The sequence below is a fragment of the Kineococcus mangrovi genome (assembly GCF_041320705.1).
GTDB classification, from domain to species: Bacteria; Actinomycetota; Actinomycetes; order Actinomycetales; family Kineococcaceae; genus Kineococcus; species Kineococcus mangrovi.
Genome location: NZ_JBGGTQ010000004.1, coordinates 386,263 through 406,520, shown reverse-complemented (window position 1 = coordinate 406,520; position 20,258 = coordinate 386,263). Strand labels below are relative to the sequence as shown.

Genomic DNA, 20,258 nt, shown 5'->3' with positions numbered 1-20,258 from the left:
CCGCTCCCGCTGAGCGCACCCTCTGCTCCCCCTCCCCACCGGACCCGGCGTCGCGCCGGGCCCGCGACCTCCCCTGCCCGGACGCCGCCCAGGAGACGACGTGATCGAACTGCGCCACCTCACCAAGACCTACGGGGACCCCCCGCACGCCACGACGGTCCTGGACCACCTCGACCTCACCGTCCCCGACGGCAGCATCACCGCCGTCGTGGGCCCCAGCGGCGCGGGCAAGAGCACGCTCGCGCAGTGCGTGACGCTGTTGACCCGCCCGACGTCGGGGTCCGTCGTCGTGGGCGGCCAGGACCTCACCCGGCTGGGTGCGGGGCGGCTGCGCGAGGCGCGGCGCCGCATCGGGACGATCTTCCAGTCCGACGGCCTGCAGACGCGCCGCACGGCCGCGCAGAACGTCGAGCTCCCGCTGCGCTACCTCGGCGTCGTGGCCCGCGACCGGCAGCGGCGCGTGGCCGAACTGCTCGAACGGGTCGGGCTGACCGGGCTCGCCGACCGCTACCCGCACGAGCTGTCCGGTGGTCAGCGCCAGCGCGTCGGCATCGCCCGCGCCCTGGCCCTGCGCCCCGGCGTCCTGCTGTCGGACGAGGCCACCTCGGGGCTGGACCCGCAAGCCACGGCCTCGATCACCGGCCTGCTGCGGGAACTGCGCGACGACCTCGGGCTGGCCATCCTGTTCATCACCCACGAGATGGACACCGTCGTCGACGTGGCCGACGCCGTCGCCCGCCTGGAGCACGGACGGATCGTCGAGGCGGCCCCGCTCCTGGACGTGCTGCGGGACCCGGCCTCGCCCGTCGGGGCGGCCCTGCTGCCCCGCCGCGGCGTGGGCGACGCGGGCGGTCTGGCGGTCTGGGAGGTGCACTACCGCGGTGACGACGTGCCCGCCGACTGGCTGACCACGACGTCCCGCGAACTGGGTCACGACCTCGCCCTGCTCGGGGCCTCGGTCGGGACCGTCGCCGGCCGCACCGTCGGGCACGCCACCCTCGGGGTCCCCGGCGGCGTCGACCCCACCGCCCTCACCACCGCCCTGGACCGCCGGGGGCTGCACGCGCAGGTCCCCGCCGTCCCGCGGGAACTGGACCTCGTGTGAACACCCCGCTCGCGCAGATCCCCGCGCTCATCGCCCCGGCGCTGCTGGACACGCTGCTCATGGTCGGCATCGTCATGACGATCGTCGTCCTGCTCGGGGTGCCCATCGGCGTCCTCGTGCACAACCTGGCCCCCGGCGGACTGCTGGAGAACCGCCCCGCGCACACCGTCCTGTCCTGGGTCGTCAGCACCGGTCGCTCGCTGCCGTTCCTCGTCCTCATGGCCGCGCTCGTCCCGTTCACCCGGTTCGTCACCGGCACGAACATCGGCATCCGCGCGGCCGTCGTGCCGATGGTCCTGGCGGGCACCGCGTTCTTCGCCCGCATCGTGGAGAACTCCCTGCGGTCGGTGCCGCCGAACCTCGTGGCGGTCGCCCAGGCCTCGGGAGCCTCACCGCTGCAGGTCATCACGACGGTGCAACTGGCCGAGGCCACCCCCTCGATCATCGGCGGGTTCACCATCAACACCATCGCGATGATCGAGTACTCCGCGATCGCCGGGACCATCGGCGCCGGCGGGATCGGCTACGTCGCGGTCACCTACGGGTACCAGCGCTTCGACCACGCCGTGATGATCGCCACGATCGTCGTCCTCGTCGCGCTGGTCGCCCTCGTCCAGCTCACCGGTGACGCCCTGGCCCGCGCGGCCGATCCGCGCACCCGTCGCCGCCCCCGCACCAGGAACCGCCCCACCCCCACCCCGACGCAGGAGACGACCCTTGTCCGCTGAGACCCGCGAACACACCACCGACGACCACGGTTTCGAACTCCGGACGCGACGGCGCTGGCCGTTCGTCGCGGGCGGGGCCGTCGTCCTGCTCGGCGTCGCCGCCGCGATCGTCGTGCCCCGCCTGGGCGGGGAGAGCACCGCGAACACGCAGGCGGGGGCGACCCTGTACGTCGCGACCGCGGAGGGCAACGCCCGGGAGCAGGCCCTCATCGAGTACGTCGCGAAGGAGGTCGCCCCCAAGCACGGCATCACCGTCGCGTTCAAGGCGCTGGCCGACTCCAACACCATCAACCGGGCCGTGAGCGACGGCGAGGTGGCCGGCACCATCTACCAGCACCGGTTGTGGCTCGGCCAGGTCCTGCAGGCCAACCCCGACTTCCGGGAGGAGGCCGCGACCCCGGTGTTCCGGTGGGGTTTCGGCCTGTGGTCGGCGAAGTGGGGCAGCCCCGAGCAGATCCCGCAGGGCGGGACCGTCTCGTTGTACTCCGACCCGGCCAACGAGTCGCAGGGGTTGTTCGTGCTGCAGGAGGCCGGTCTCATCACGCTGAAGGAGGGCACGGACGTCGGATCGGCGACGGTGGACGACATCGCCCAGAACCCCAAGGACCTGAAGTTCACGCTGCTGGACTTCGGCGCGCAGTCCCGCGCGCTGCCGGACCTGGACGCGGCCGTCGGGTACACCGAGTACTACCTCGCCGCGAAGGTCCCGATCGAGCAGCAGATCTTCGCCCCGACCGCCCCCGACGAGTTCGCCGGCCAGCTCACGATCGGCTCGCGCTGGAAGGACACCGACAACATCGAGGCCCTCGTCGCGACGTTCCAGGACCCGGCGGTGCAGGAGTACCTGGCCACCGACCCCGAGGTGAAGGACGTCCTGCTCCCGCTCGACGCGCGCTGACCCCCCGCTGAGGACGGCCGGACGCCCCCTCCACCCCGCAGGGGGCGTCCGGCCGTCCTCAGACGGGGGTGGGGACGACCCCGGCCAGCACGAGGCAGGACGCGGCCAGCACCAGCAGCATCGCGACGTCGATCCCGCGGGAGCGGACGGCGAGCGCCCCCGCGATCCGCACCGGCAGCACCAGCCGCAGGACCGCGGCCACCGCGAGGTCGGCCCCGAGCAGGAGCCCGCCGGCGACCGGACCGGCGAGCAGGGTCAGCCCCAGGGCCACGACGATCCCGCCGACGAGGGTCAGCAGGACGGCGTTGCCCGGTGCGGGCACGCGCTCGGGACCGGCCACGTCCGTGCCCCGGTCAGTGGGCGAAGTGCCGCGCGCCGGTGAAGTACATCGTCACGCCCGCCGCCGTCGCGGCCTCGACGACCTCGGCGTCCCGGATCGACCCGCCCGGCTGGACGACGGCCCGCACCCCGGCGTCGAACAGGATCTGCGCGCCGTCGGCGAAGGGGAAGAACGCGTCGGAGGCCGCGACCGAACCGGCGGCGCGCTCGGCCCCGGCGCGATCGACGGCGAGGCGGCAGGAGTCGACGCGGTTGACCTGGCCCATGCCGACGCCGACCGAGGCGCCGTCCTTGGCCAGCAGGATCGCGTTGGACCGCACCGAGCGGACGGCGCGCCAGGCGAACTCGAGGTCGGCCAGCACCTCCGGGGAGGCCGCCTCCCCCGCCGCGAGGGTCCAGGCCGACGGGTCGTCCCCGTCGGCGTCGACCGCGTCGAGGGTCTGGACGAGGACGCCGCCGGAGACGTGGCGCCACTCCTGCGCGTTGCGCCCGTACCCCTCGGGCAGCTGCAGCAGGCGGATGTTCTTCTTCTCCTGCAGCACCTCCAGCGCCTCCGGCTCGAACCCGGGGGCGATGACGACCTCGGTGAAGACGGGGGCGACCTGCTCGGCCATGGCCCGGGTCACGACCCGGTTGGCGGCGATGACCCCGCCGTAGGCGGAGACGGGGTCGCACGCGTGCGCCTGCGCGTGGGCGGCGGCGACGTCGGTGCCGGTCGCGATGCCGCACGGGTTGGCGTGCTTGATGACGGCGACGGCCGGGCCCGACAGGTCGTACGCGGCGCGCAGGGCGGCGTCGGCGTCGACGTAGTTGTTGTAGGACATGGCTTTCCCGTGCAGCTGGACGGCCTGGGCGATGCCGGGGGCCGCGGTCGGGTCGGCGTAGACGGCGGCCCGCTGGTGCGGGTTCTCGCCGTAGCGCAGGACGGCGGTCCGCTCGAGGGCGAGGCCGGTCACGGCGGGCCAGCCCTCGTCGTCGGTGTCGAGGGTCTGCTCGGCGAACCACGTCGCGACCGCGGTGTCGTAGGCCGCGGTGTGCGCGAACGCGGCGGCGGCCAGGCGGCGGCGAGAGGTCAGGTCGAACCCGCCGTCGCCGACGGCGGCCAGGACGTCGTCGTAGCGGGCGGGGTCGACGACGACGGCCACGCTCGGGTGGTTCTTGGCGGCGGCGCGGACCATGGAGGGGCCCCCGATGTCGATCTGCTCGACGACCTCGTCGTACGCGGCGCCGGAGGCGACGGTGGCGGCGAACGGGTAGAGGTTGACGACGACGAGGTCGAACGGCTCGACGTCGAGCTCGGCGAGCTGGCGGACGTGGTCGGGCAGCCGGCGGTCGGCGAGGATCCCGGCGTGCACGCGCGGGTGCAGCGTCTTGACCCGGCCGTCGAGGCACTCGGGGAACCCGGTGAGCTCCTCCACGGGCGTCACGGGCACCCCCGCGGCGGCGATGCGGGTCGCGGTGGAGCCGGTGGACACGAGCGCGACGCCCGCGGCGTGCAGGCCCTGCGCGAGCTCCTCCAGACCGGTCTTGTCGTAGACGCTGACCAGCGCGCGCTTCACGGGGACCTTCGTGGCCTGGGGGTCCATCAGCGGGGTGCCGTCCTCTCGGGGTGGGTGCTCGTGGGGTGGGTGCTCTCGCGGGCCAGCCGGCTCACGACGTGGGCGAGCAGGTCGCGCTCGGCGGTCTTGATGCGTTCGTGCAGGGTCGCCTCGTCGTCGCCGGGCAGGACCCGCACGGCGGACTGGTCGAGGATCGGGCCGGTGTCGACCCCGGCGTCGACGAGGTGGACGGTGCAGCCGGTGACCTTCACGCCGTGGGCGAGGGCGTCGCGCACGCCGTGGGCGCCGGGGAAGGACGGCAGCAGCGCCGGGTGCGTGTTGACCATCCGCCCGGCGCACGCCTCCACGAGGGGGGCCCCGAGGATGCGCATGAACCCGGCGAGGACGACGAGGCCGGGCTCGTGGCGGGCGACCTCGGCGGCGAGGGCGGCGTCCCAGGCGGGCCGGTCGGCGTGGTCGGCGGGCGCCACGGTGAAGGTCGGGACCCCGGCGCGGGCGGCGCGGTCGAGGGCGCTCACCCCGGGCTTGTCGGAGCCGACGGCCACGACCTCCCACAGCGCGCCGCGGTCCGGGGAGTCGAGCAGGGCCTGCAGCGTCGAGCCGGACCCGGACGCGAGCACGACCACCCGCACGGGAGCCGTGGACGCGGGGGCTGCGGACTCGGGAACGGTGTCACCGGCAGGCACGTGCACGGACTCTAGCCGCCGGCGCCCCGGCTCCCGAACCACCACGGCGGGCGCGCAGGGGCGGTGCGTGACGTTCCGGCACCTCCCGGGCCGCGCGGACCGCTGGAACGCGGCGCACCGCCCGGCCCCTGCGATGATCACGACCCCACCCGCCCCCCACCGCCGGCACGGCGGTGCCCGCACCAGGAGCCCAGACGTTGTTCCGCCAGGTACCTGTCCTCCCCGTCGTGGTCCCGATCGCCGCAGCGGCCTTCCTGGGGCTGCTCTGGTCGCTGCGCCGACGTGACCGCCTGTCGCTGCCGCGGGCCGCCGTGGCCGCCGCCCTGTGCGTCTACCTCGCCGGCATCGTCGCCAACACCGTCTTCCCGATCTACCTCGACAAGCCCACGGGCACCGGACCGTGGTCGGACCTCCTGAACCTCGTCCCCGTGGTGGGGTACGAACCGGCCGACTTCGCGATGAACGTCGCCGTCTTCGTCCCGCTGGGGGTCCTGGTGGCCCTGGTGGTGACCCGTCCCTCGTGGGTGCGCGTGCTGGTCGTCTCAGCGGCCGTCAGCGCGACCATCGAGGTCACCCAGTTCGTCACCGGCGGCACCCTGGGCGGAGGTCACGTGGCCGACGTTAACGACCTGTTGTCCAACGCCGTCGGTGGTCTCCTTGGCTTCGGCCTGCTGGCCCTCCTCGACCGGGTCCCAGCCGTCCGCGCGGTGGTGGACCGCTTCCGCTGGCAGGAAGGTCCCCCGGCTCGCTGAGGACCTCGAGGACCGGGGACGTGCGGGACACTCACCCCGTGTCCCACCCGGAGCAGCCGAGCACCGTCGACCGGCTGCGGGAAGGCGTCGATGCCGTCCTGGTCCCCCGCGGGTTCGCCGCCGGAGGGGTTGGTGTCTGCGACGGGCGACGGCAGATCCTCTGGTGCGCGGCCGCTGCCGACCTCGCGGCGCGGTTCCCGGGACTGCCGAGCAGCCGGGAGCCGCTCGACGGGTGGGGGACCAGGTGCACCGACGTCGTCGTCGACCTGGCCGCCGCCGGGGACGAGTGGCGGGTGACCGGTGTCGGCGTGGAGGGCGACGACCTGGACGTGGTGCTCGCCGGCCTCGGCCTGACCGTGGCCGCCGGGCGGGCCGCAGCTCTGACCGGGTCACCCGCGCAGGACTGCTTCGCCCCCCTGCCTCGGCTGCTGCTCGAACTGCTCGAAGGGTCCGGCGCGCAGCGTTGAGTCCTCCCCCCGAGGCGTCGGCCCTCACTCCCCCAGCAGCTTGCGCGGCTCCCGCCCCTGCCCGGCACCGGTGTCGGGCAGCGTCACGACCAGCTTCGTCCCGCGCCGGGCCCGCCAGGCCCGGCCCAGCAGCACCGCGAGCACGGCCCCGGCGCCGACCTCCCCGGCCACCACGACGCCGGTCAGCAGGGCGTCGGGACCGACCTCGCTCATCCGGCCGTGGCCGAGCGGGCCGGCGGCGAAGGCCGCGAGCACGGCCACCGCGAGCCCGGCGCCCAGACCGGACAGCAGCGCGGCCCCGCACCGGTGCAGCAACCCGGCGACCTCGGGCCCGCGCCGGGTGTGCAGCCACCAGGCGGCGGCCCCCGCGACGACGGGCAGCGCGATCGCCGCCCACGCCAGAGCCGGGGTCGGTCCGGGCGCGGGCAGCGCACCGAGGACGGGCAGCGTCGGCAGGACCTCCAGCGACGTCCCCCCGGGGGCGACGGACGTCCCCGTCCCGACGGCGAAACCGGTCCCGCTCGCCCACGCCAGCGCCCACACGGCGAACGTCGGCAGCAGCAGCGCCTGCCCGAGGGTCAGCAGGAGCCCGCCGACGACCCCCGGGTCGAGGGCCCGGTGCAGGGCCAGCACGTCGTCGCGGCCGTGGACGAGGGCGGCGAGGGTCAGGAGGGAACCGGCACCGGTGAGGGCGAGCGTCGCGGTGAGCGCCGGGCGCGCGGCGGCCGCGGCGAACTCCGGCACGCGCGGCCGGTGCGGCCACAGCACGGTCAGCGCGCCGACACCCCCGACGAGGCAGCCCCCCAGGAGCGAGGGCAGCAGCCCGGCCGCGCCGACGCCGCTGCGCGAGACCAGCGCCACGAACAGGACGAGGAGGCCGTAGCAGGCGGTGAAGACGCCGAGGGCACGGCCGAAGGGGACCTCGCGCTCGGCGGCCACCTGGTCGCGGTGCCACATCCGCACCGCGCGGCGCGCGGACGACCCCGCCAGCAGCGTCAGCCCGAGCGGGGCGAGACCGACGTCGCCGCCGACGATCGCGACGGTGCTGCCGTGCGCGAGCAGCCACAGGTCGGCGCCCACGCGCGCGACCGCGGCCAGCGACGACGTGGAGCGGACCGAGGCGATCCAGCCGACGACGCACAGCACGACCAGGGGCACGAGCACGGTGAGGACCGCGCGGACGGCGGCGGGGAACAGGGGCGCGAGGTCGGCCGCGGCGGGGCGGGCGCGGCGGGCCTGGCGGGCGGGGCGGTCGGTGGGTGTGGACATCACCGTCGATGCTGCCCCGTCCGGGCCCGAACGGGCGGCACCGACACCCGCCCGGACGCGCGTCGGGCCCGCGGACGCCGGGGTGCCCTGCGCTCCCGGTGGACCGGGAGCGCAGGGCCGACGGTCGAACCCCCCGGGTCAGAGGCTCTGGAAGATCTCCCGCGCCAGCCTGGCGGTCTCGGACGGCGTCTTGCCGACCTTGACCCCGGCCGCCTCGAGGGCGTCCTTCTTGGCCTGCGCGGTGCCCGCCGAGCCGGAGACGATGGCCCCGGCGTGGCCCATCGTCTTGCCCTCGGGGGCGGTGAAGCCGGCGACGTAGCCGACGACCGGCTTGGTCACGTTGGCCTCGATGAACTTCGCCGCGCGCTCCTCGGCGTCACCGCCGATCTCCCCGATCATCACGATGACGTCGGTGTCCGGGTCGTCCTGGAACGCCTGCAGGGCGTCGATGTGCGTGGTCCCGATGACCGGGTCCCCACCGATGCCGACGGCGGAGGAGAACCCGATGTCCCGCAGCTCGTACATCATCTGGTAGGTCAGCGTGCCCGACTTCGAGACCAGGCCGATGCGGCCGGACTCGGTGATGTCGGCGGGGATGATCCCGACGTTGGACTGGCCGGGGCTGATGAGGCCGGGGCAGTTGGGGCCGACCAGGCGCGTGGTGCCCGAGGCGGCGGCCATCGCGTAGAACTCGGCGGTGTCGTGGACCGGGACGCCCTCGGTGATGACGACGACGAGCGGGGTGGCGGCCTCGATGGCCTCCACGACGGCGCCCCTGGTGAACTTCGCCGGGACGAAGATCACCGAGACGTCGGCGCCGGTCGCCTCGCGGGCCTCGCCCACGGAGGAGAACACCGGGACCGCGAGGGGGGAGCCGTCGGCGCCGGTGAAGTCGACGGACTGCCCGCCCTTGCCGGGGGTCACCCCGCCGACGATCCGGGTGCCGGAGGCCAGCATGCGCTGGGTGTGCTTGCGTCCCTCCGAGCCCGTCATCCCCTGGACGAGGACCTTGCTGTCGGAGTTGATGAAGATCGACATCGCTCAGGCCTTCCCAGCGGTGTTGGCGAGCTCGGCGGCCTTGTCGGCCGCCCCGTCCATGGTGTCCACGACCGTCACGAGCGGGTGCGCGGCCTCGGCGAGGATGCGGCGCCCCTCCTCGACGTTGTTGCCGTCCAGGCGCACGACGAGCGGCTTGGTCGCCTCGTCGCCGAGGATCCCGAGCGCGGAGACGATGCCCTTGGCGACCTCGTCGCAGGCGGTGATGCCGCCGAAGACGTTGACGAACACGCTCTTGACCTGCGGGTCGCCGAGGATGACGTCGAGGCCGTTGGCCATGACCTGCGCGGAGGCGCCACCACCGATGTCGAGGAAGTTGGCCGGCTTGGTGCCGCCGTGCTTCTCCCCCGCGTACGCGACGACGTCGAGGGTCGACATCACCAGGCCCGCACCGTTGCCGATGATGCCGACCTCGCCGTCGAGCTTGACGTAGTTGAGGTGCAGCTCCTTGGCCTTGGCCTCGAGCGGGTCCGCAGCCGCCGCGTCGACGAGGTCGGCGTGCGCGGGGTGCCGGAAGTCGGCGTTCTCGTCCAGCGTCACCTTGCCGTCGAGGGCGACGACGTCACCGGACTCGGTGCGCACCAGCGGGTTCACCTCGACGAGCGTCGCGTCCTCGGCGGCGAAGACCCTCCAGAGCTTGACGAACACGTCGGCCACGGCGTCCTGCAGCTCGGGGGCGAACCCGGCGGCCCGCGCGATCTCGGCGCCCTTGGCGGCGTCGATGCCGACGAGGGCGTCCACGGGGACGCGGGCGAGGGCCTCGGGGCGCTCGACGGCGAGCTGCTCGATCTCCACGCCGCCCTCGACGCTGGCCATGGCCAGGTAGGTGCGGTGGGAGCGGTCGAGCAGGACCGAGAAGTAGTACTCCTCGGCGATCTTCGCGCCCTGGGCGATCATCACCTGGTGGACGGTGTGGCCCTTGATGTCCATGCCCAGGATCTCGCCCGCGCGCTGCTGCACCTCCTCGGGGGAGTGCGCGACCTTGACGCCGCCGGCCTTGCCGCGGCCGCCCGTCTTGACCTGCGCCTTGACGACGACCGTCCCGCCACCCATGTCCTCGGCGGCCGCCCGGGCCTCCTCGGGGGTGGTCGCGACCCTGCCGTCCAGCACGGGTACGCCGTGCGCGGCGAACAGGTCGCGCGCCTGGTACTCGAAGAGGTCCACCGGAGTTCCTCGTCTTCCTCGTCCTCGGTCGGAAGTGACTGTCCGTGCCGGCTTCGGCACCAGTCCAACGGGCGTCCAGCACCCTAGTCCCGCTGCCGCGCGGACGTCCGGCCAGGTGTGGAGACGCCCGTCACACCCGGCTCGCGGGGTCCGGACGGGCGGGCCAGGATGGGGTGACCATGGATGCCACCGAGGACACCACCCAGGACACCCACCAGGACACCCACCAGGACACCACCCGGGCCGACCTCGACGCGGTCCTCGCCGCCGCGCACGCCGCGGCCCGGCCGCTGGCCCGCACCGCGCCCGGCGAACGGGCCGACGCCCTGGAGGCGGTGGCCCGGGCCCTGGAGGGGGCGCGCGCCGACCTCGTGGCCCTGGCCGCCGAGGAGACCCACCTGCCGCAGGCCCGGCTCGAGGGCGAGTTGACGCGGACGGTCTTCCAGGCCCGGTTGTTCGCGGCGGGGCTGCGGGACGGGTCGCTGCTGCCGACGCGCGTCGACCACGCCGACCCCGACTGGGGCATGGGCCCGCGCCCGGACCTGCGGCGCACCGTCGTCCCGATCGGGCCGGTGCTGGTGTTCGCGGCCAGCAACTTCCCCTTCGCCTTCAGCGTCTTCGGCGGCGACTCCGTCTCGGCCCTGGCCGCCGGCTGCCCCGTCGTGGTCAAGGCCCACCCGGGCCACCCGCGGCTGTCCCTGGCGACGGCCCGGCAGGTGACGGCCGCGCTGGCCGCGGTCGGGCTGCCCGAGGGGGCGTTCGCCCTCATCGAGGGCGTGGAGGCGTCGAAGACCGCGCTGACCGACCGGCGGGTCCGCGCGGCCGGGTTCACGGGTTCGGTGCACGGCGGCCGGGCGCTGTTCGACCTGGCCGTCTCCCGCCCGGACCCCATCCCCTTCCACGGCGAGCTCGGCAGCGTGAACCCCGTCGTCGTGACGCCCGCCGCTTGGGCCGAGCGCGGCGCGGACGTCGCGACCGGCTGGGTGGGGTCGCTGACGCTGGGTGCGGGGCAGTTCTGCACGAACCCCGGCGTCGTCCTCGTCCCCGACGTGGACGCGTTCACCTCGGCCGTCGAGCTGCCCGTCCCCGGGCCGATGCTGCACCCGGGCATCGTCGAGGGGTTCGGGGCCGCGACGTCGGACCTGGGGTCCCAGCCCGGTGTGCGGACCGCCGTCGAGGGCGCGGCCGGTCCCGACGGGGTCGCCGCCCAGGTGTTCGCGGTGTCCGCCGCCGACGTCGTGGCGAACCCGCACCTGCTGGAGCTGGAGGCGTTCGGGCCGGCCGGGCTCGTCGTCGGCTACTCCGGCGAGGACGAGCTGCGCGACGTCCTCGACGTCCTGCCCGGGCAGTTGACCGGGACCGTGCAGGCGGGGGCGGACGACCCGCTGGCCGCGGAGGTCGCGGCCCTGCTGGCCGAGCACGTCGGCCGCGTGGTCTGGAACGACTGGCCGACGGGGGTCACCGTCTCGGCGGCCCAGCAGCACGGCGGCCCCTGGCCCGCCACGACGACGCCCACGACGACCTCCGTGGGCACGGCCGCGATCACCCGGTGGCAGCGTCCGGTGGCGTTCCAGGGTTTCCCCGCCACCGCCCTGCCCGACGAGCTGAAGGACCGGACCCCGTGAGCGAAACGCAGCAGCAGCACGTCGTCGTCGTCGGCGCGACGGGCCACGTCGGCAGCTTCCTCGTCCCGCGGCTGGTGCGCGCGGGCCACCGCGTGAGCGCCGTGAGCCGCGGCACCCGGGAGCCGTACCACGCCGACCCGGCCTGGGACCGGGCCGAGCGGGTCGTCGCCGACCGGGAGGCCGAGGCCGCCGCCGGCACCTTCGGGACGCGCATCGCCGAACTGCGCCCGGACGCCGTCGTCGACCTCGTCTGCTTCACGCTCGACCAGGCGCGGGAACTCGTCGAGGCGCTGCGACCGACCGGTGCGTTCCACGCGCACTGCGGGACGATCTGGGTGCACGGGCCCGCGGCCGCGTCCCCGTTGCGCGAGGACGACCCGCGGGAGCCGTTCGGGCCGTACGGCACGCAGAAGGCCGAGATCGAGGAGTTCCTGCACGCCGAGACGCGGTCCGGTGGACTGCGCAGCACGGTCGTGCACCCCGGGCACATCAGCGGTCCCGGCTGGCCCGTCATCACCCCCCTGGGGAACCTCGACCCCGGCGTCTGGGAGGCGCTGTCCAGCGGCGGTGAACTGCTGGTGCCGGGGCTGGGGCTGGAGACGATGCACCACGTCCACGCCGACGACGTCGCGCAGCTCTTCGAGCTCGCGCTCGCCCGGCCGGACGTGTCGGCGGGCGAGAGCTTCCACGCCGTCTCCGACCGCGCCCTCACCGTGCGGGGTTTCGCCCGGGCGGCCGCGGCCTGGTGGGGGAAGGAGGCGAACCTGCGGTCGGTCACGTGGGAGGAGTTCCGCGCCGCCGCCGGGGAGCACGCCGAGGCGAGCTGGGAGCACCTGTCCCGCAGCCACTCCGCGAGCACCCGGAAAGCGCGGGAACTCCTCGGCTACGCGCCGGGGACGTCGCTGGACGCCGTGCGGGCGGCCGTGGAGGCGATGGGACTGCTCCCCCGCCCCTGAACCACGGTCCCCGGACGCGAGGCGTCAGACGCGGAAACCCGCGACCAGTTCGCCCAGCCGGTGCGCCGCGCGGGAGACCTCCTCAGCCGTGGCCGCGGTCACCGACGCGCTCTCGGTCGTCTGACCCGCCGCCTGCGCGATACCGGTGATGCTCGCCGCGATCTCCTGCGACCCGCCCGAGACCTCCGTCACGTTGCGCACCATCTCACTCGTCGTCGCCGACTGCTCCTCCACCGCCGCCGCGATCGTGGCCTGCAACCCGTCGATCTGCCCGATCACCTCCGCGATCTGCCCGATCACCCCCGTCGCAGCCCCCGCATCGGCCTGCGTGGCGTTCACCCTCGCCACGATCTCCTCCGTCGCCCGCGCCGTCTGCTGCGCCAGCTCCTTCACCTCACCGGCCACCACCGCGAACCCCTTGCCCGCATCCCCGGCCCGCGCCGCCTCGATCGTGGCGTTCAACGCCAGCAGGTTCGTCTGCTCCGCGATCGAGGTGATCAGCTTGACCACCTCACCGATCTCCCGGCTCGAAGCCCCCAACCGGGAGATGGTCGCCTCGGCGTCGGCCGCCGCAGCCACCGCCGTGGCCGCCGTCTGCGAGGCCGCCGCGGTCGAGGACGCGATCTCCCGGATCGCCGAGGTCATCTCCTCCCCGGCCGCCGCGACGGTCCCGATGTTCGCGCTGATCTCCCCGGTCGCGACCGAGACCACCTGCGACTGCGAGGCGGACTGCGCCGCACCGGCGGACAGGGTTCCGGCGACCGAGGTCAGCTGCCGCGAGGACGCCGACAGGTCCCCGGCGTGGCGGGTGACCTCGCGGACGACACCGGCGAGCTTGCCGGTCGAGGTGTTGAGCGCGGTGGCGAGCTGACCCATCTCGTCGCGGGCGGTGTACTCGACGCGCTGGTCGAGGCGGCCGTCGGCCAGCCCCTCCACGAGGCGCAGCGTCTGGCCGAGGGGACGGACGATCGAACGCGTGATGACGACGGTGGCCACGACGGCGACGGCGATGCTGAGCGCTCCGACGAGGACCAGGGTCAGGACCGAGGTGCGGTAGGCCGACGTGCCCTGGGCGACCTGCTGCCCGGCCGCCTCCGTCTCCGCCGTCACGAGCACGGTGAGGGCGTCGAGCACCTCGTTCGCAGCGGGCGTGGCCGTCCCCTGGCGCAGGGTGTCGAAGGAGTCCACGTCACCGGCGACGGCGTAGCCGACGAGTTCCTGGCGGACCGTGCGGTAGCTCGCCAGGGCGGTCGCGTAGGCGTCGCGCTGGGCGGCCGTGCTGCTCGGGCTCGAGGCCAGGTAGGCGGTGAAGGAGTCGTCGAGGGCCTCGTCGTCGGCCGCCAGCTCCTGCTGGGAGGACGCTTTCTCGTCCTCCGTCGAGGAGACCGCGATGGCGAGGACGTCCGAGCGCACCTTCAGGAGCGCGGTCTTGGTCTCCTCCACGGTCTGCACCGAGACCATCCCCGACCGGGCGAGGTTCGTCAGGTTGCCCTGCGCCTGGTGGAGCCGCACCACCCCGACGAGGATCGAGGCCACGAGCAGCAGCGTCACCAGCCCGAACCCGACGATCAGCTTCGACGCGACCCGCAGGTTCCGCAAGAAGGACACGACGACACCCTCGCCTCTGGTTGGACGACTACGGGCACGGCGCCCGCAGTCGTCCATCGACCCGCGCCTCACGCACCTGAGACCCGGGTCCTGGATCACGGCCGGCGCCGCCCCCACCGCGGGGTCTGCCACGATGCCCCCGTGCCCGACCCCCTCCTCGAGAGCCGCCTGGACAACCCCGTGTGGACCGCGCTGACGGGGGTCCACGCGCACCTGGCCCTCGGCGCGGGAGCGGCCCGCCGCTACCCCGGGGACGTCTCCCCCTTCGGCGGTCTGGCCGACCAGGCGGACCCGGCCGCGTGGGCGGACCTCGCGGCGGCCGCCGGCCCCGGGGCGACGGTCGTCGTCCCGGCCCTGGCCACCGCTCCCCCCGCCGGGTTCGAGCTGCTCTGGGCGCTGCCGGGTGTGCAGCTCGTGGCGACCGACGCCTTCGCCTCCCACCCGGACGGAGGTGTCCCCGGGGTCCCCGGGGTTCTCGAGCTCGGGGAGGACGACGTCGACGACGCGCTCGACCTCGTCGAGCGCACCCGACCGGGCCCGTTCGGCCGCCGCACGCGCCTGCTGGGCCGCTACCTCGGGATCCGCGAGGACGGCCGCCTGCTCGCGATGGCCGGGGAACGCCTGCGCCTGGGCGGGGCGACGGAGATCAGCGCGGTCTGCACCGACCCCGCCGCCCGCGGGCGCGGTCTGGCGACGACGCTGCTCCGGGCGGTGGCGCACGGCATCCGCGAGCGCGGCGAGCTGCCGTTCCTGCACGCGGCGGCGCACAACACGGGCGCGATCGGGCTCTACGAGCACCTGGGGTTCCGGCTGCGCCGCACGCTGGACTTCGCGGCCGTCCAGACGCCGCGGGCCTGACCGGGAACCGCGACGGACTCGCTGCGGCGACGACGACCGGAGGGGCCGGGGGAGATCGGTTGCCGGGGTCATCACCGGGTCCGGGTGCTCCCGGGGCGAGCGCACGTCCCTGCGACACCGCCCGGATCGGCCGTGACGTCAGAGGACCCCGGTGTGCTCCAGCACGATGTTCACGCCGATCGCGATGAGGATCAGCCCGCCGAGCACTTCGGCGGGCTTGCCGAACCGGCTGCCCGCCCGGTGCCCCACCACCGCGCCCACGGCGGTGAGGGCGGCCGTCGTCACCCCGATGGCCACCGCGGCGGGGACGATGGCGACGTCGAGGAACGCGAAGCTGATGCCCACCGCCAGGGCGTCGATGCTCGTCGCCACGGCGAGGAGCAGCAGCTGCCGCAGCGGGATCCCGTCGCTGTCCTCCTCGTCGTCGGCCCCGCCCGTGAACGCCTCCCACAGCATCTTGCCGCCGATGAGGGTGAGCAGCCCGAACGCGACCCAGTGGTCGACCGCGGTGACGTAGCCGCGGAACTGCCGGCCCAGCGCCCAGCCCAGGACGGGCATGAGGGCCTGGGCGAGGCCGAACGCGAGGGCGAGGGCGGCGGTGCTGCGGACGGTGAGGCGCCGCAGGTGCAGGCCCTTGCCGAGCGCGACGGCGAAGGCGTCGGCGGAGACGCCGACGGCGATGACGAACAGGGTCCACAGGGACACGGCGGGACGGCCTTCCGTTGGGAGCAGCGCCCAGGGAACCACGGGCAGCCACCGGGGGGAACTCGCGGTGCTCCAGCGGATCGACTGCACGACAACCCGATCCACGTTTCCGAACCAGCGTGGACAAGTCTTCGGCGCACCGGCGGCGCCGCGCGGACCCCGGTCCTACAGTGACCCCATGGCCCGCTTCGTCGAGGTGCACCCGCAGGACCCGCAACCGCGGTCGGTCGCCCAGCTCGCGGCGGTGCTGCGCGAGGACGCGCTGATCGCCTACCCGACGGACTCCTGCTACGCCCTCGGCTGCCGCCTCGACAGCCACACCGGCGCCGACCGGATCCGTCGCATCCGCCACCTCGACGCCCGGCACCACTTCACCCTCGTGTGCTCGGACTTCGCCCAGCTCGGGCAGTTCGTGCACCTCGACAACGTGCAGTTCCGGGCGGTGAAGGCCGCGACGCCCAACCCGTACACGTTCATCCTCCCGGCCACGAAGGAGGTGCCCCGCCGGTTCGCGCACCCGAAGAAGAAGACCGTGGGGGTCCGCATCCCCGACCACCCGTTCGTGCGGGCGCTGCTGTCCGAGCTCGGCGAACCGCTGCTGTCGAGCACGCTGCTGCTGCCCGACCACGACGAACCCCTCACCGACGGCTGGTCGGTGAAGGAGGAGCTCGACCACGTCGTCGACGCCGTCGTGGACGCCGGGGAGTGCGGCACGGAACCGACGACGGTCGTCGACTGGTCGCAGGGCTACCCCGAGGTCGTCCGCGTCGGCGCCGGGGACCCCTCGCGCTTCGAGTGACGGTTGGCGCCGGGGTGGGCGGGTAGGACCACCACGATTCGTCCACCCCACCCGGAGCAGGAGCCCCCGTGTCCCAGCCCAGCCAGCAGCAGGAACCCCCCGGCACCACCGGCGCGATGCGGCCGACGCCCGACCACGGCGAGACGTCCTACGTCGGCCACGACAAGCTCACCGGCAAGGCGGCCATCGTCACCGGCGGCGACTCCGGGATCGGCCGCGCGGTCGCGATCGCGTACGCCCGCGAGGGGGCGGACGTCGTCATCAGCTACCTGTCCGAGCACGAGGACGCGCAGGAGACGGCGCGGTGGGTCGAGGAGGCCGGACGGCGGGCGGTGCTCGTCGCCGGTGACATCTCGACGGCCGGGCAGTGCCGCGCCGTGGTCGACGCGTGCGTGCGGGAGTTCGGGAAGGTGGACGTGCTCGTCAGCAACGCCGCGTACCAGATGAGTCACGAGACCCTGGAGGAGATCTCCGACGAGGAGTGGATGTTCACGCTGAACACCAACCTCAGCGCGTTCTTCTGGTTGTCGAAGGCCGCCCTGCCGCACATGGGGCCGGGCTCGTCCATCATCGGGAGCAGCTCGGTGAACTCGGACAACCCCAAGCCGACGCTCATCCCCTACTCGATGACCAAGGCCGGCATCGCCAACATGTGCGCCTCGATGGCGCAACTGGTCGGCGACCGCGGCATCCGCGTGAACAGCGTCGCTCCGGGGCCGGTGTGGACACCGCTCATCCCCTCCACGATGCCGCCGGAGCAGGTCGAGAGCTTCGGGCAGCAGGTCCCGCTGGGCCGGCCGGGTCAGCCGGGCGAGCTCGCCCCCGTCTACGTGCTGCTCGCCTCCGACGACGGCAGCTACGTCTCCGGGGCGCGCGTCGCGGTGACGGGTGGCAACCCGATCCTCTGAACCACCCGGGGTTTGCGGGGTGGGGGCGAACGGCCCGACGCCCGGGTCGCGGGCGTCCCCGGGTCGTCGCGCCGTCCGGGGAGGACCGACGGCGGTAGTTTCTGCCCCGGAACGGCCCGGCGGGACAGGAGGACACGGCGGTGGTGACGATGCGCGACGTCGCGGCGGAGGCCGGGGTCTCGGCGATGACCGTCTCCAACGCCCTGACAGGCCGGCGCCCGGTGAGCGAGGAGACCCGTCGCGTCGTCCTCGAGGCGGTCGACCGGCTCGGGTACCAGGTCAACGTCGCGGCCCGCAGCCTGCGGCAGGGACGGACGGGCGTCGTCGGCATCGCCGTCCCCACCCTCGACAGCCACTACTACAGCCGCCTCGCCCACCGCCTAGTCCTCGGTTTCTCCCAGGCCGGGCGAGCGACGGTGGTCGAGGAGACGCACGCCAGCCGCGAGGGCGAGCTCGCGGCGTTCCGCGACTCCCGGCTCAACGCCTACGACGGCCTGGTCATCGCCGCGCTCGGGCTCACCGAGCGCGAGCTCAACGCCCTCAGCCGCGAGGTCCCCGTCGTCGTGCTCGGGGAGCAGGAGCTGCACCAGACCGTCGACCACGTGAGCATGCCCAACGTCGCCGGCGCGGAGGCGGCCACGCGCCTGCTGCTCGACCGCGGCTGCCGCCACCTCGCGCTCGTGGGGTTCCCGACCCTGACCGACCTGCAGGACGTGACCCTGCCCGAGGGGGCGGCGTTCGTCCTGCGCGCCGAGGGGTTCGCCCGGGTGGTCCGCGAACGCGGGGTGCGGGCCTCGGCGGCGTACGCAGGGGTCACGCAGGCCGCCGGCGCCGCCTGCGCCCGCGACCTGCTCGCCCGGGGGGAGGTCCCCGACGGGATCTTCTGCGTCACCGACACCCTGGCCTTCGGCGTCGTGCGCGCGCTGGCCGACCACGGCGTCCGCGTCCCGGACGACGTCCTCGTGGTCGGCTTCGACGACGTCGAGGACTCCGGGTTCCGCATCCCCTCGCTGACGTCGGTGGCCCCCGACCTCGACGGCCTCGTCGACCAGACGGTCCACCTGCTCGGGCGGCGGATCGCGAACCCGGGGGAGCTGCCCCGGGACGTCACCGTGTCCTTCCGGGTGGTCGAACGGGAATCGACCGCCCGCCCTTGACAGGCTCCGCCGGACGGGGGCGATGATATCGATATACGGGACTGCACCGCCGCGTCCCGCCCCGCCGGTGGACCACCCCGCCGCCCACCGGACCAGTCCGAACGGGAGAGAACGATGACGTCCCCCACCGCCGCCCGCCGCACCTTCCTGTCCCTGGTCTGCGCCGCTCCCCTGGCCGCGACGCTGGCCGGGTGCGGCGACTCCGGGCCCGGCGCGGCCGCCGGCGACGGCGCCACCATGTGGATCCTCACCGGCCAGCCCGCGGAGGGGATCCGCACCGACGCCGTCGAGACCTTCAACGACAGCCACGAGGACGGCCGGATCGCGCTGTCCGCGTTCCAGAACGACGCCTACAAGGCCAAGATCCGCACGGCCATCGGCGCGAACCAGGCCCCGACGATCATCCCGACCTGGGGCGGCGGCGGGTTGCGCGACTACGTCAAGAGCTCCCAGGTGGAGGACCTCACCCCGTTCTTCGACGAGCACGCCGACCTCCGGGACGAGCTGTTCGCCAGCGCGTTCGGGGCGGCGACGGTCGACGGCAGGATCTACGCGATGCCGTGCGAGGTCGTCTCGCCCATCGTCATGTACTACAACAAGGCGTTGTTCGACCAGGTCGGGGCGCAGCCGCCGACGACGTGGGACGAGCTGATGGCTCTGGTCCCCGTCTTCAACGACGCCGGGGTGGCCCCGATCTCCCTCGGCGGGCAGTCCCGGTGGACGAACATGATGTGGCTGGAGTACTTGTACGACCGCATCGGCGGCCCGGAGCTGTTCACGTCCATCTACGAGGGGCAGCCGGACGGGTGGTCCCAGCCGGGGTCGATCGAAGCCCTGACCAAGGTGCAGGACCTCGTGCGCGCCGGCGGGTTCGTCAACGGCTTCGCCTCCATCACGGCCGACTCCAACGCCGACCAGGCGCTGCTCTACAGCGGCAGGGCCGCCATGATGCTGCACGGGTCGTGGGTCTACGGCTCCATGAAGACCGACGGTGGCGACTTCGTGACCGGCGGCAACCTCGGCTGGAGCAGGTTCCCGGCGGTGGACGGCGGGAAGGGCGACATGGCCGACGCCGTCGGCAACCCGGCGGGGTACTACGCCATGTCCGCCAAGGCCACGGACGAGGCCAAGCAGGTGGCGATGGACTTCTTCGCCGACGGGCTGGTGACCGAGGCCACGACCACGGCCTGGATCGAGGCCGGGTCGGTCCCGGTGGTCGTGGGCGCCGACGAGCAGTTCGGCGGCAGCGAGGACGCCGACTGGCTGACGTTCGTCTACGACCTGGCGTCGGAGGCACCCGCGTTCCAGCAGTCCTGGGACCAGGCGCTCTCCCCCACCGCGGCCGAGGCGCTGCTGGAGAACATCGAGAAGCTGTTCGGGCTGACCATCACGCCGGAGGAGTTCGCCCAGGCCATGAACGCCACGAACGGTTCCTGACCGGCCGCCGCACGTCCCCCAGGACACGCAGCGTCGAGCGCCACGGACGGCGTGTGGTCACCCCGCCCGCCGTCCAGGCGACCGGCCGATTTCCAGCGCGCGCGGTGATTCGAACCGTGGAAACCTTCGGGCGCACCGGGAACCGGCAGGGACCCGGTGCGGCCCGCACAGATCCCCGGGTC

At 74.1% G+C, this 20,258-nt stretch carries 20 protein-coding genes; 12 read left to right on the top strand and 8 right to left on the bottom strand.

Annotated elements, in window-relative coordinates; translation table 11 throughout:
- Positions 1-100: 100 nt before the first annotated feature.
- Genes AB2L28_RS10850 through AB2L28_RS10840 form a run of 3 tightly spaced genes read left to right on the top strand, consistent with a single transcriptional unit; the run spans position 101 to position 2,731 of the window.
- Positions 101-1,105 carry a methionine ABC transporter ATP-binding protein gene (locus AB2L28_RS10850; protein WP_370718745.1) on the top strand — a complete coding sequence of 335 codons (1,005 nt, stop codon included), beginning with the start codon at positions 101-103 and terminating at the stop codon, positions 1,103-1,105.
- On the top strand, positions 1,102-1,833 hold the full coding sequence (locus AB2L28_RS10845) for a methionine ABC transporter permease (RefSeq protein WP_370718744.1): 732 nt from the start codon (positions 1,102-1,104) through the stop codon (positions 1,831-1,833). Before AB2L28_RS10850 ends, AB2L28_RS10845 begins: the two co-directional genes overlap by 4 nt.
- Positions 1,823-2,731 carry a MetQ/NlpA family ABC transporter substrate-binding protein gene (locus AB2L28_RS10840; RefSeq protein ID WP_370718743.1) on the top strand — a complete coding sequence of 303 codons (909 nt, stop codon included), beginning with the start codon at positions 1,823-1,825 and terminating at the stop codon, positions 2,729-2,731. The genes AB2L28_RS10845 and AB2L28_RS10840 overlap by 11 nt, the downstream gene beginning before the upstream one ends.
- Positions 2,732-2,789: 58 nt before the next feature.
- On the opposite strand, the gene AB2L28_RS10835 is transcribed toward AB2L28_RS10840, so the two are convergent.
- The 3 genes from AB2L28_RS10835 to purN are packed head-to-tail and all read right to left on the bottom strand — an operon-like array spanning position 2,790 to position 5,315.
- Positions 2,790-3,071: a DUF3017 domain-containing protein gene (locus AB2L28_RS10835; RefSeq protein ID WP_370718742.1), complete on the bottom strand. Its 282-nt coding sequence runs from the start codon at positions 3,069-3,071 to the stop codon at positions 2,790-2,792.
- Between the two features lie 13 nt (positions 3,072-3,084).
- Positions 3,085-4,656, bottom strand: coding sequence for a bifunctional phosphoribosylaminoimidazolecarboxamide formyltransferase/IMP cyclohydrolase (gene purH / locus AB2L28_RS10830; protein ID WP_370718741.1), 1,572 nt, complete (start codon positions 4,654-4,656; stop codon positions 3,085-3,087).
- The gene (gene purN, locus AB2L28_RS10825) at positions 4,656-5,315 is read right to left on the bottom strand and encodes a phosphoribosylglycinamide formyltransferase (protein ID WP_370718740.1); all 660 of its coding nucleotides are present in this window, start codon (positions 5,313-5,315) and stop codon (positions 4,656-4,658) included. The genes purH and purN overlap by 1 nt, the downstream gene beginning before the upstream one ends.
- 227 nt (positions 5,316-5,542) lie before the next feature.
- Here purN and AB2L28_RS10820 point away from each other — a divergent pair, with 227 nt between their 5' ends.
- Both AB2L28_RS10820 and AB2L28_RS10815 read left to right on the top strand, forming a co-directional pair.
- Positions 5,543-6,067, top strand: coding sequence for a VanZ family protein (locus AB2L28_RS10820; RefSeq protein WP_370718739.1), 525 nt, complete (start codon positions 5,543-5,545; stop codon positions 6,065-6,067).
- Between the two features lie 38 nt (positions 6,068-6,105).
- Positions 6,106-6,534 (top strand): hypothetical protein, encoded by a 429-nt coding sequence (locus tag AB2L28_RS10815; protein ID WP_370718738.1) that lies wholly within the window; start codon positions 6,106-6,108, stop codon positions 6,532-6,534.
- Positions 6,535-6,558: 24 nt separating this feature from the next.
- Here the strand turns inward: AB2L28_RS10815 and AB2L28_RS10810 are convergent, their stop codons facing one another.
- From AB2L28_RS10810 to sucC, 3 genes are all read right to left on the bottom strand, one after another.
- Positions 6,559-7,803 (bottom strand): cell division protein PerM, encoded by a 1,245-nt coding sequence (locus AB2L28_RS10810; protein WP_370718737.1) that lies wholly within the window; start codon positions 7,801-7,803, stop codon positions 6,559-6,561.
- A 138-nt stretch (positions 7,804-7,941) separates the two neighbouring features.
- On the bottom strand, positions 7,942-8,841 hold the full coding sequence (gene sucD / locus AB2L28_RS10805; RefSeq protein ID WP_370718736.1) for a succinate--CoA ligase subunit alpha: 900 nt from the start codon (positions 8,839-8,841) through the stop codon (positions 7,942-7,944).
- Between the two features lie 3 nt (positions 8,842-8,844).
- Positions 8,845-10,023 carry an ADP-forming succinate--CoA ligase subunit beta gene (gene sucC / locus AB2L28_RS10800; RefSeq protein WP_370718735.1) on the bottom strand — a complete coding sequence of 393 codons (1,179 nt, stop codon included), beginning with the start codon at positions 10,021-10,023 and terminating at the stop codon, positions 8,845-8,847.
- Positions 10,024-10,202: 179 nt separating this feature from the next.
- On the opposite strand from sucC, the gene AB2L28_RS10795 reads away from it, so the two are divergent.
- Positions 10,203-11,648, top strand: a complete 1,446-nt coding sequence (locus AB2L28_RS10795) for an aldehyde dehydrogenase (NADP(+)) (RefSeq protein ID WP_370718734.1) — start codon at positions 10,203-10,205, stop codon at positions 11,646-11,648.
- Complete coding sequence (locus AB2L28_RS10790) at positions 11,645-12,604, top strand: NAD-dependent epimerase/dehydratase family protein (protein ID WP_370718733.1); 960 nt, start codon at positions 11,645-11,647, stop codon at positions 12,602-12,604. The genes AB2L28_RS10795 and AB2L28_RS10790 overlap by 4 nt, the downstream gene beginning before the upstream one ends.
- A 24-nt stretch (positions 12,605-12,628) precedes the next feature.
- Here AB2L28_RS10790 and AB2L28_RS10785 read toward each other — a convergent pair whose 3' ends face one another.
- A complete protein-coding gene (locus AB2L28_RS10785) occupies positions 12,629-14,212 on the bottom strand; it encodes a methyl-accepting chemotaxis protein (protein ID WP_370718732.1) in 1,584 nt (527 codons plus the stop codon).
- Between the two features lie 141 nt (positions 14,213-14,353).
- Here AB2L28_RS10785 and AB2L28_RS10780 point away from each other — a divergent pair, with 141 nt between their 5' ends.
- Positions 14,354-15,070, top strand: a complete 717-nt coding sequence (locus tag AB2L28_RS10780; RefSeq protein WP_370718731.1) for a GNAT family N-acetyltransferase — start codon at positions 14,354-14,356, stop codon at positions 15,068-15,070.
- Between the two features lie 138 nt (positions 15,071-15,208).
- Here the strand turns inward: AB2L28_RS10780 and AB2L28_RS10775 are convergent, their stop codons facing one another.
- Positions 15,209-15,775, bottom strand: coding sequence for a manganese efflux pump MntP (locus AB2L28_RS10775; RefSeq protein WP_370718730.1), 567 nt, complete (start codon positions 15,773-15,775; stop codon positions 15,209-15,211).
- 178 nt (positions 15,776-15,953) lie between these two features.
- Here AB2L28_RS10775 and AB2L28_RS10770 point away from each other — a divergent pair, with 178 nt between their 5' ends.
- The 4 genes from AB2L28_RS10770 to AB2L28_RS10755 all read left to right on the top strand — a co-directional run bounded on the left by AB2L28_RS10770 (position 15,954) and on the right by AB2L28_RS10755 (position 20,076).
- A complete protein-coding gene (locus AB2L28_RS10770) occupies positions 15,954-16,574 on the top strand; it encodes an L-threonylcarbamoyladenylate synthase (protein WP_370718729.1) in 621 nt (206 codons plus the stop codon).
- Between the two features lie 68 nt (positions 16,575-16,642).
- Entirely contained in the window at positions 16,643-17,482 is an 840-nt protein-coding gene (locus tag AB2L28_RS10765; protein ID WP_370718728.1) for an SDR family oxidoreductase, read from the top strand.
- Between the two features lie 149 nt (positions 17,483-17,631).
- The gene (locus tag AB2L28_RS10760) at positions 17,632-18,639 is read left to right on the top strand and encodes a LacI family DNA-binding transcriptional regulator (protein ID WP_370718851.1); all 1,008 of its coding nucleotides are present in this window, start codon (positions 17,632-17,634) and stop codon (positions 18,637-18,639) included.
- A 114-nt stretch (positions 18,640-18,753) separates the two neighbouring features.
- Entirely contained in the window at positions 18,754-20,076 is a 1,323-nt protein-coding gene (locus AB2L28_RS10755) for an extracellular solute-binding protein (protein ID WP_370718727.1), read from the top strand.
- The last annotated feature ends 182 nt before the right edge of the window (positions 20,077-20,258 follow it).

Bases quoted from the DNA above. Each gene is read 5' to 3' on its own strand.
- purH (WP_370718741.1), bottom strand. From the start codon at position 4,656: ATGGACCCCCAGGCCACGAAGGTCCCCGTGAAGCGCGCGCTGGTCAGC.
- AB2L28_RS10810 (WP_370718737.1), bottom strand. From the start codon at position 7,803: ATGTCCACACCCACCGACCGCCCCGCCCGCCAGGCCCGCCGCGCCCGC.
- sucD (WP_370718736.1), bottom strand. From the start codon at position 8,841: ATGTCGATCTTCATCAACTCCGACAGCAAGGTCCTCGTCCAGGGGATG.
- AB2L28_RS10795 (WP_370718734.1), top strand. From the start codon at position 10,203: ATGGATGCCACCGAGGACACCACCCAGGACACCCACCAGGACACCCAC.
- AB2L28_RS10770 (WP_370718729.1), top strand. From the start codon at position 15,954: ATGGCCCGCTTCGTCGAGGTGCACCCGCAGGACCCGCAACCGCGGTCG.
- AB2L28_RS10760 (WP_370718851.1), top strand. From the start codon at position 17,632: ATGCGCGACGTCGCGGCGGAGGCCGGGGTCTCGGCGATGACCGTCTCC.
- AB2L28_RS10755 (WP_370718727.1), top strand. From the start codon at position 18,754: ATGACGTCCCCCACCGCCGCCCGCCGCACCTTCCTGTCCCTGGTCTGC.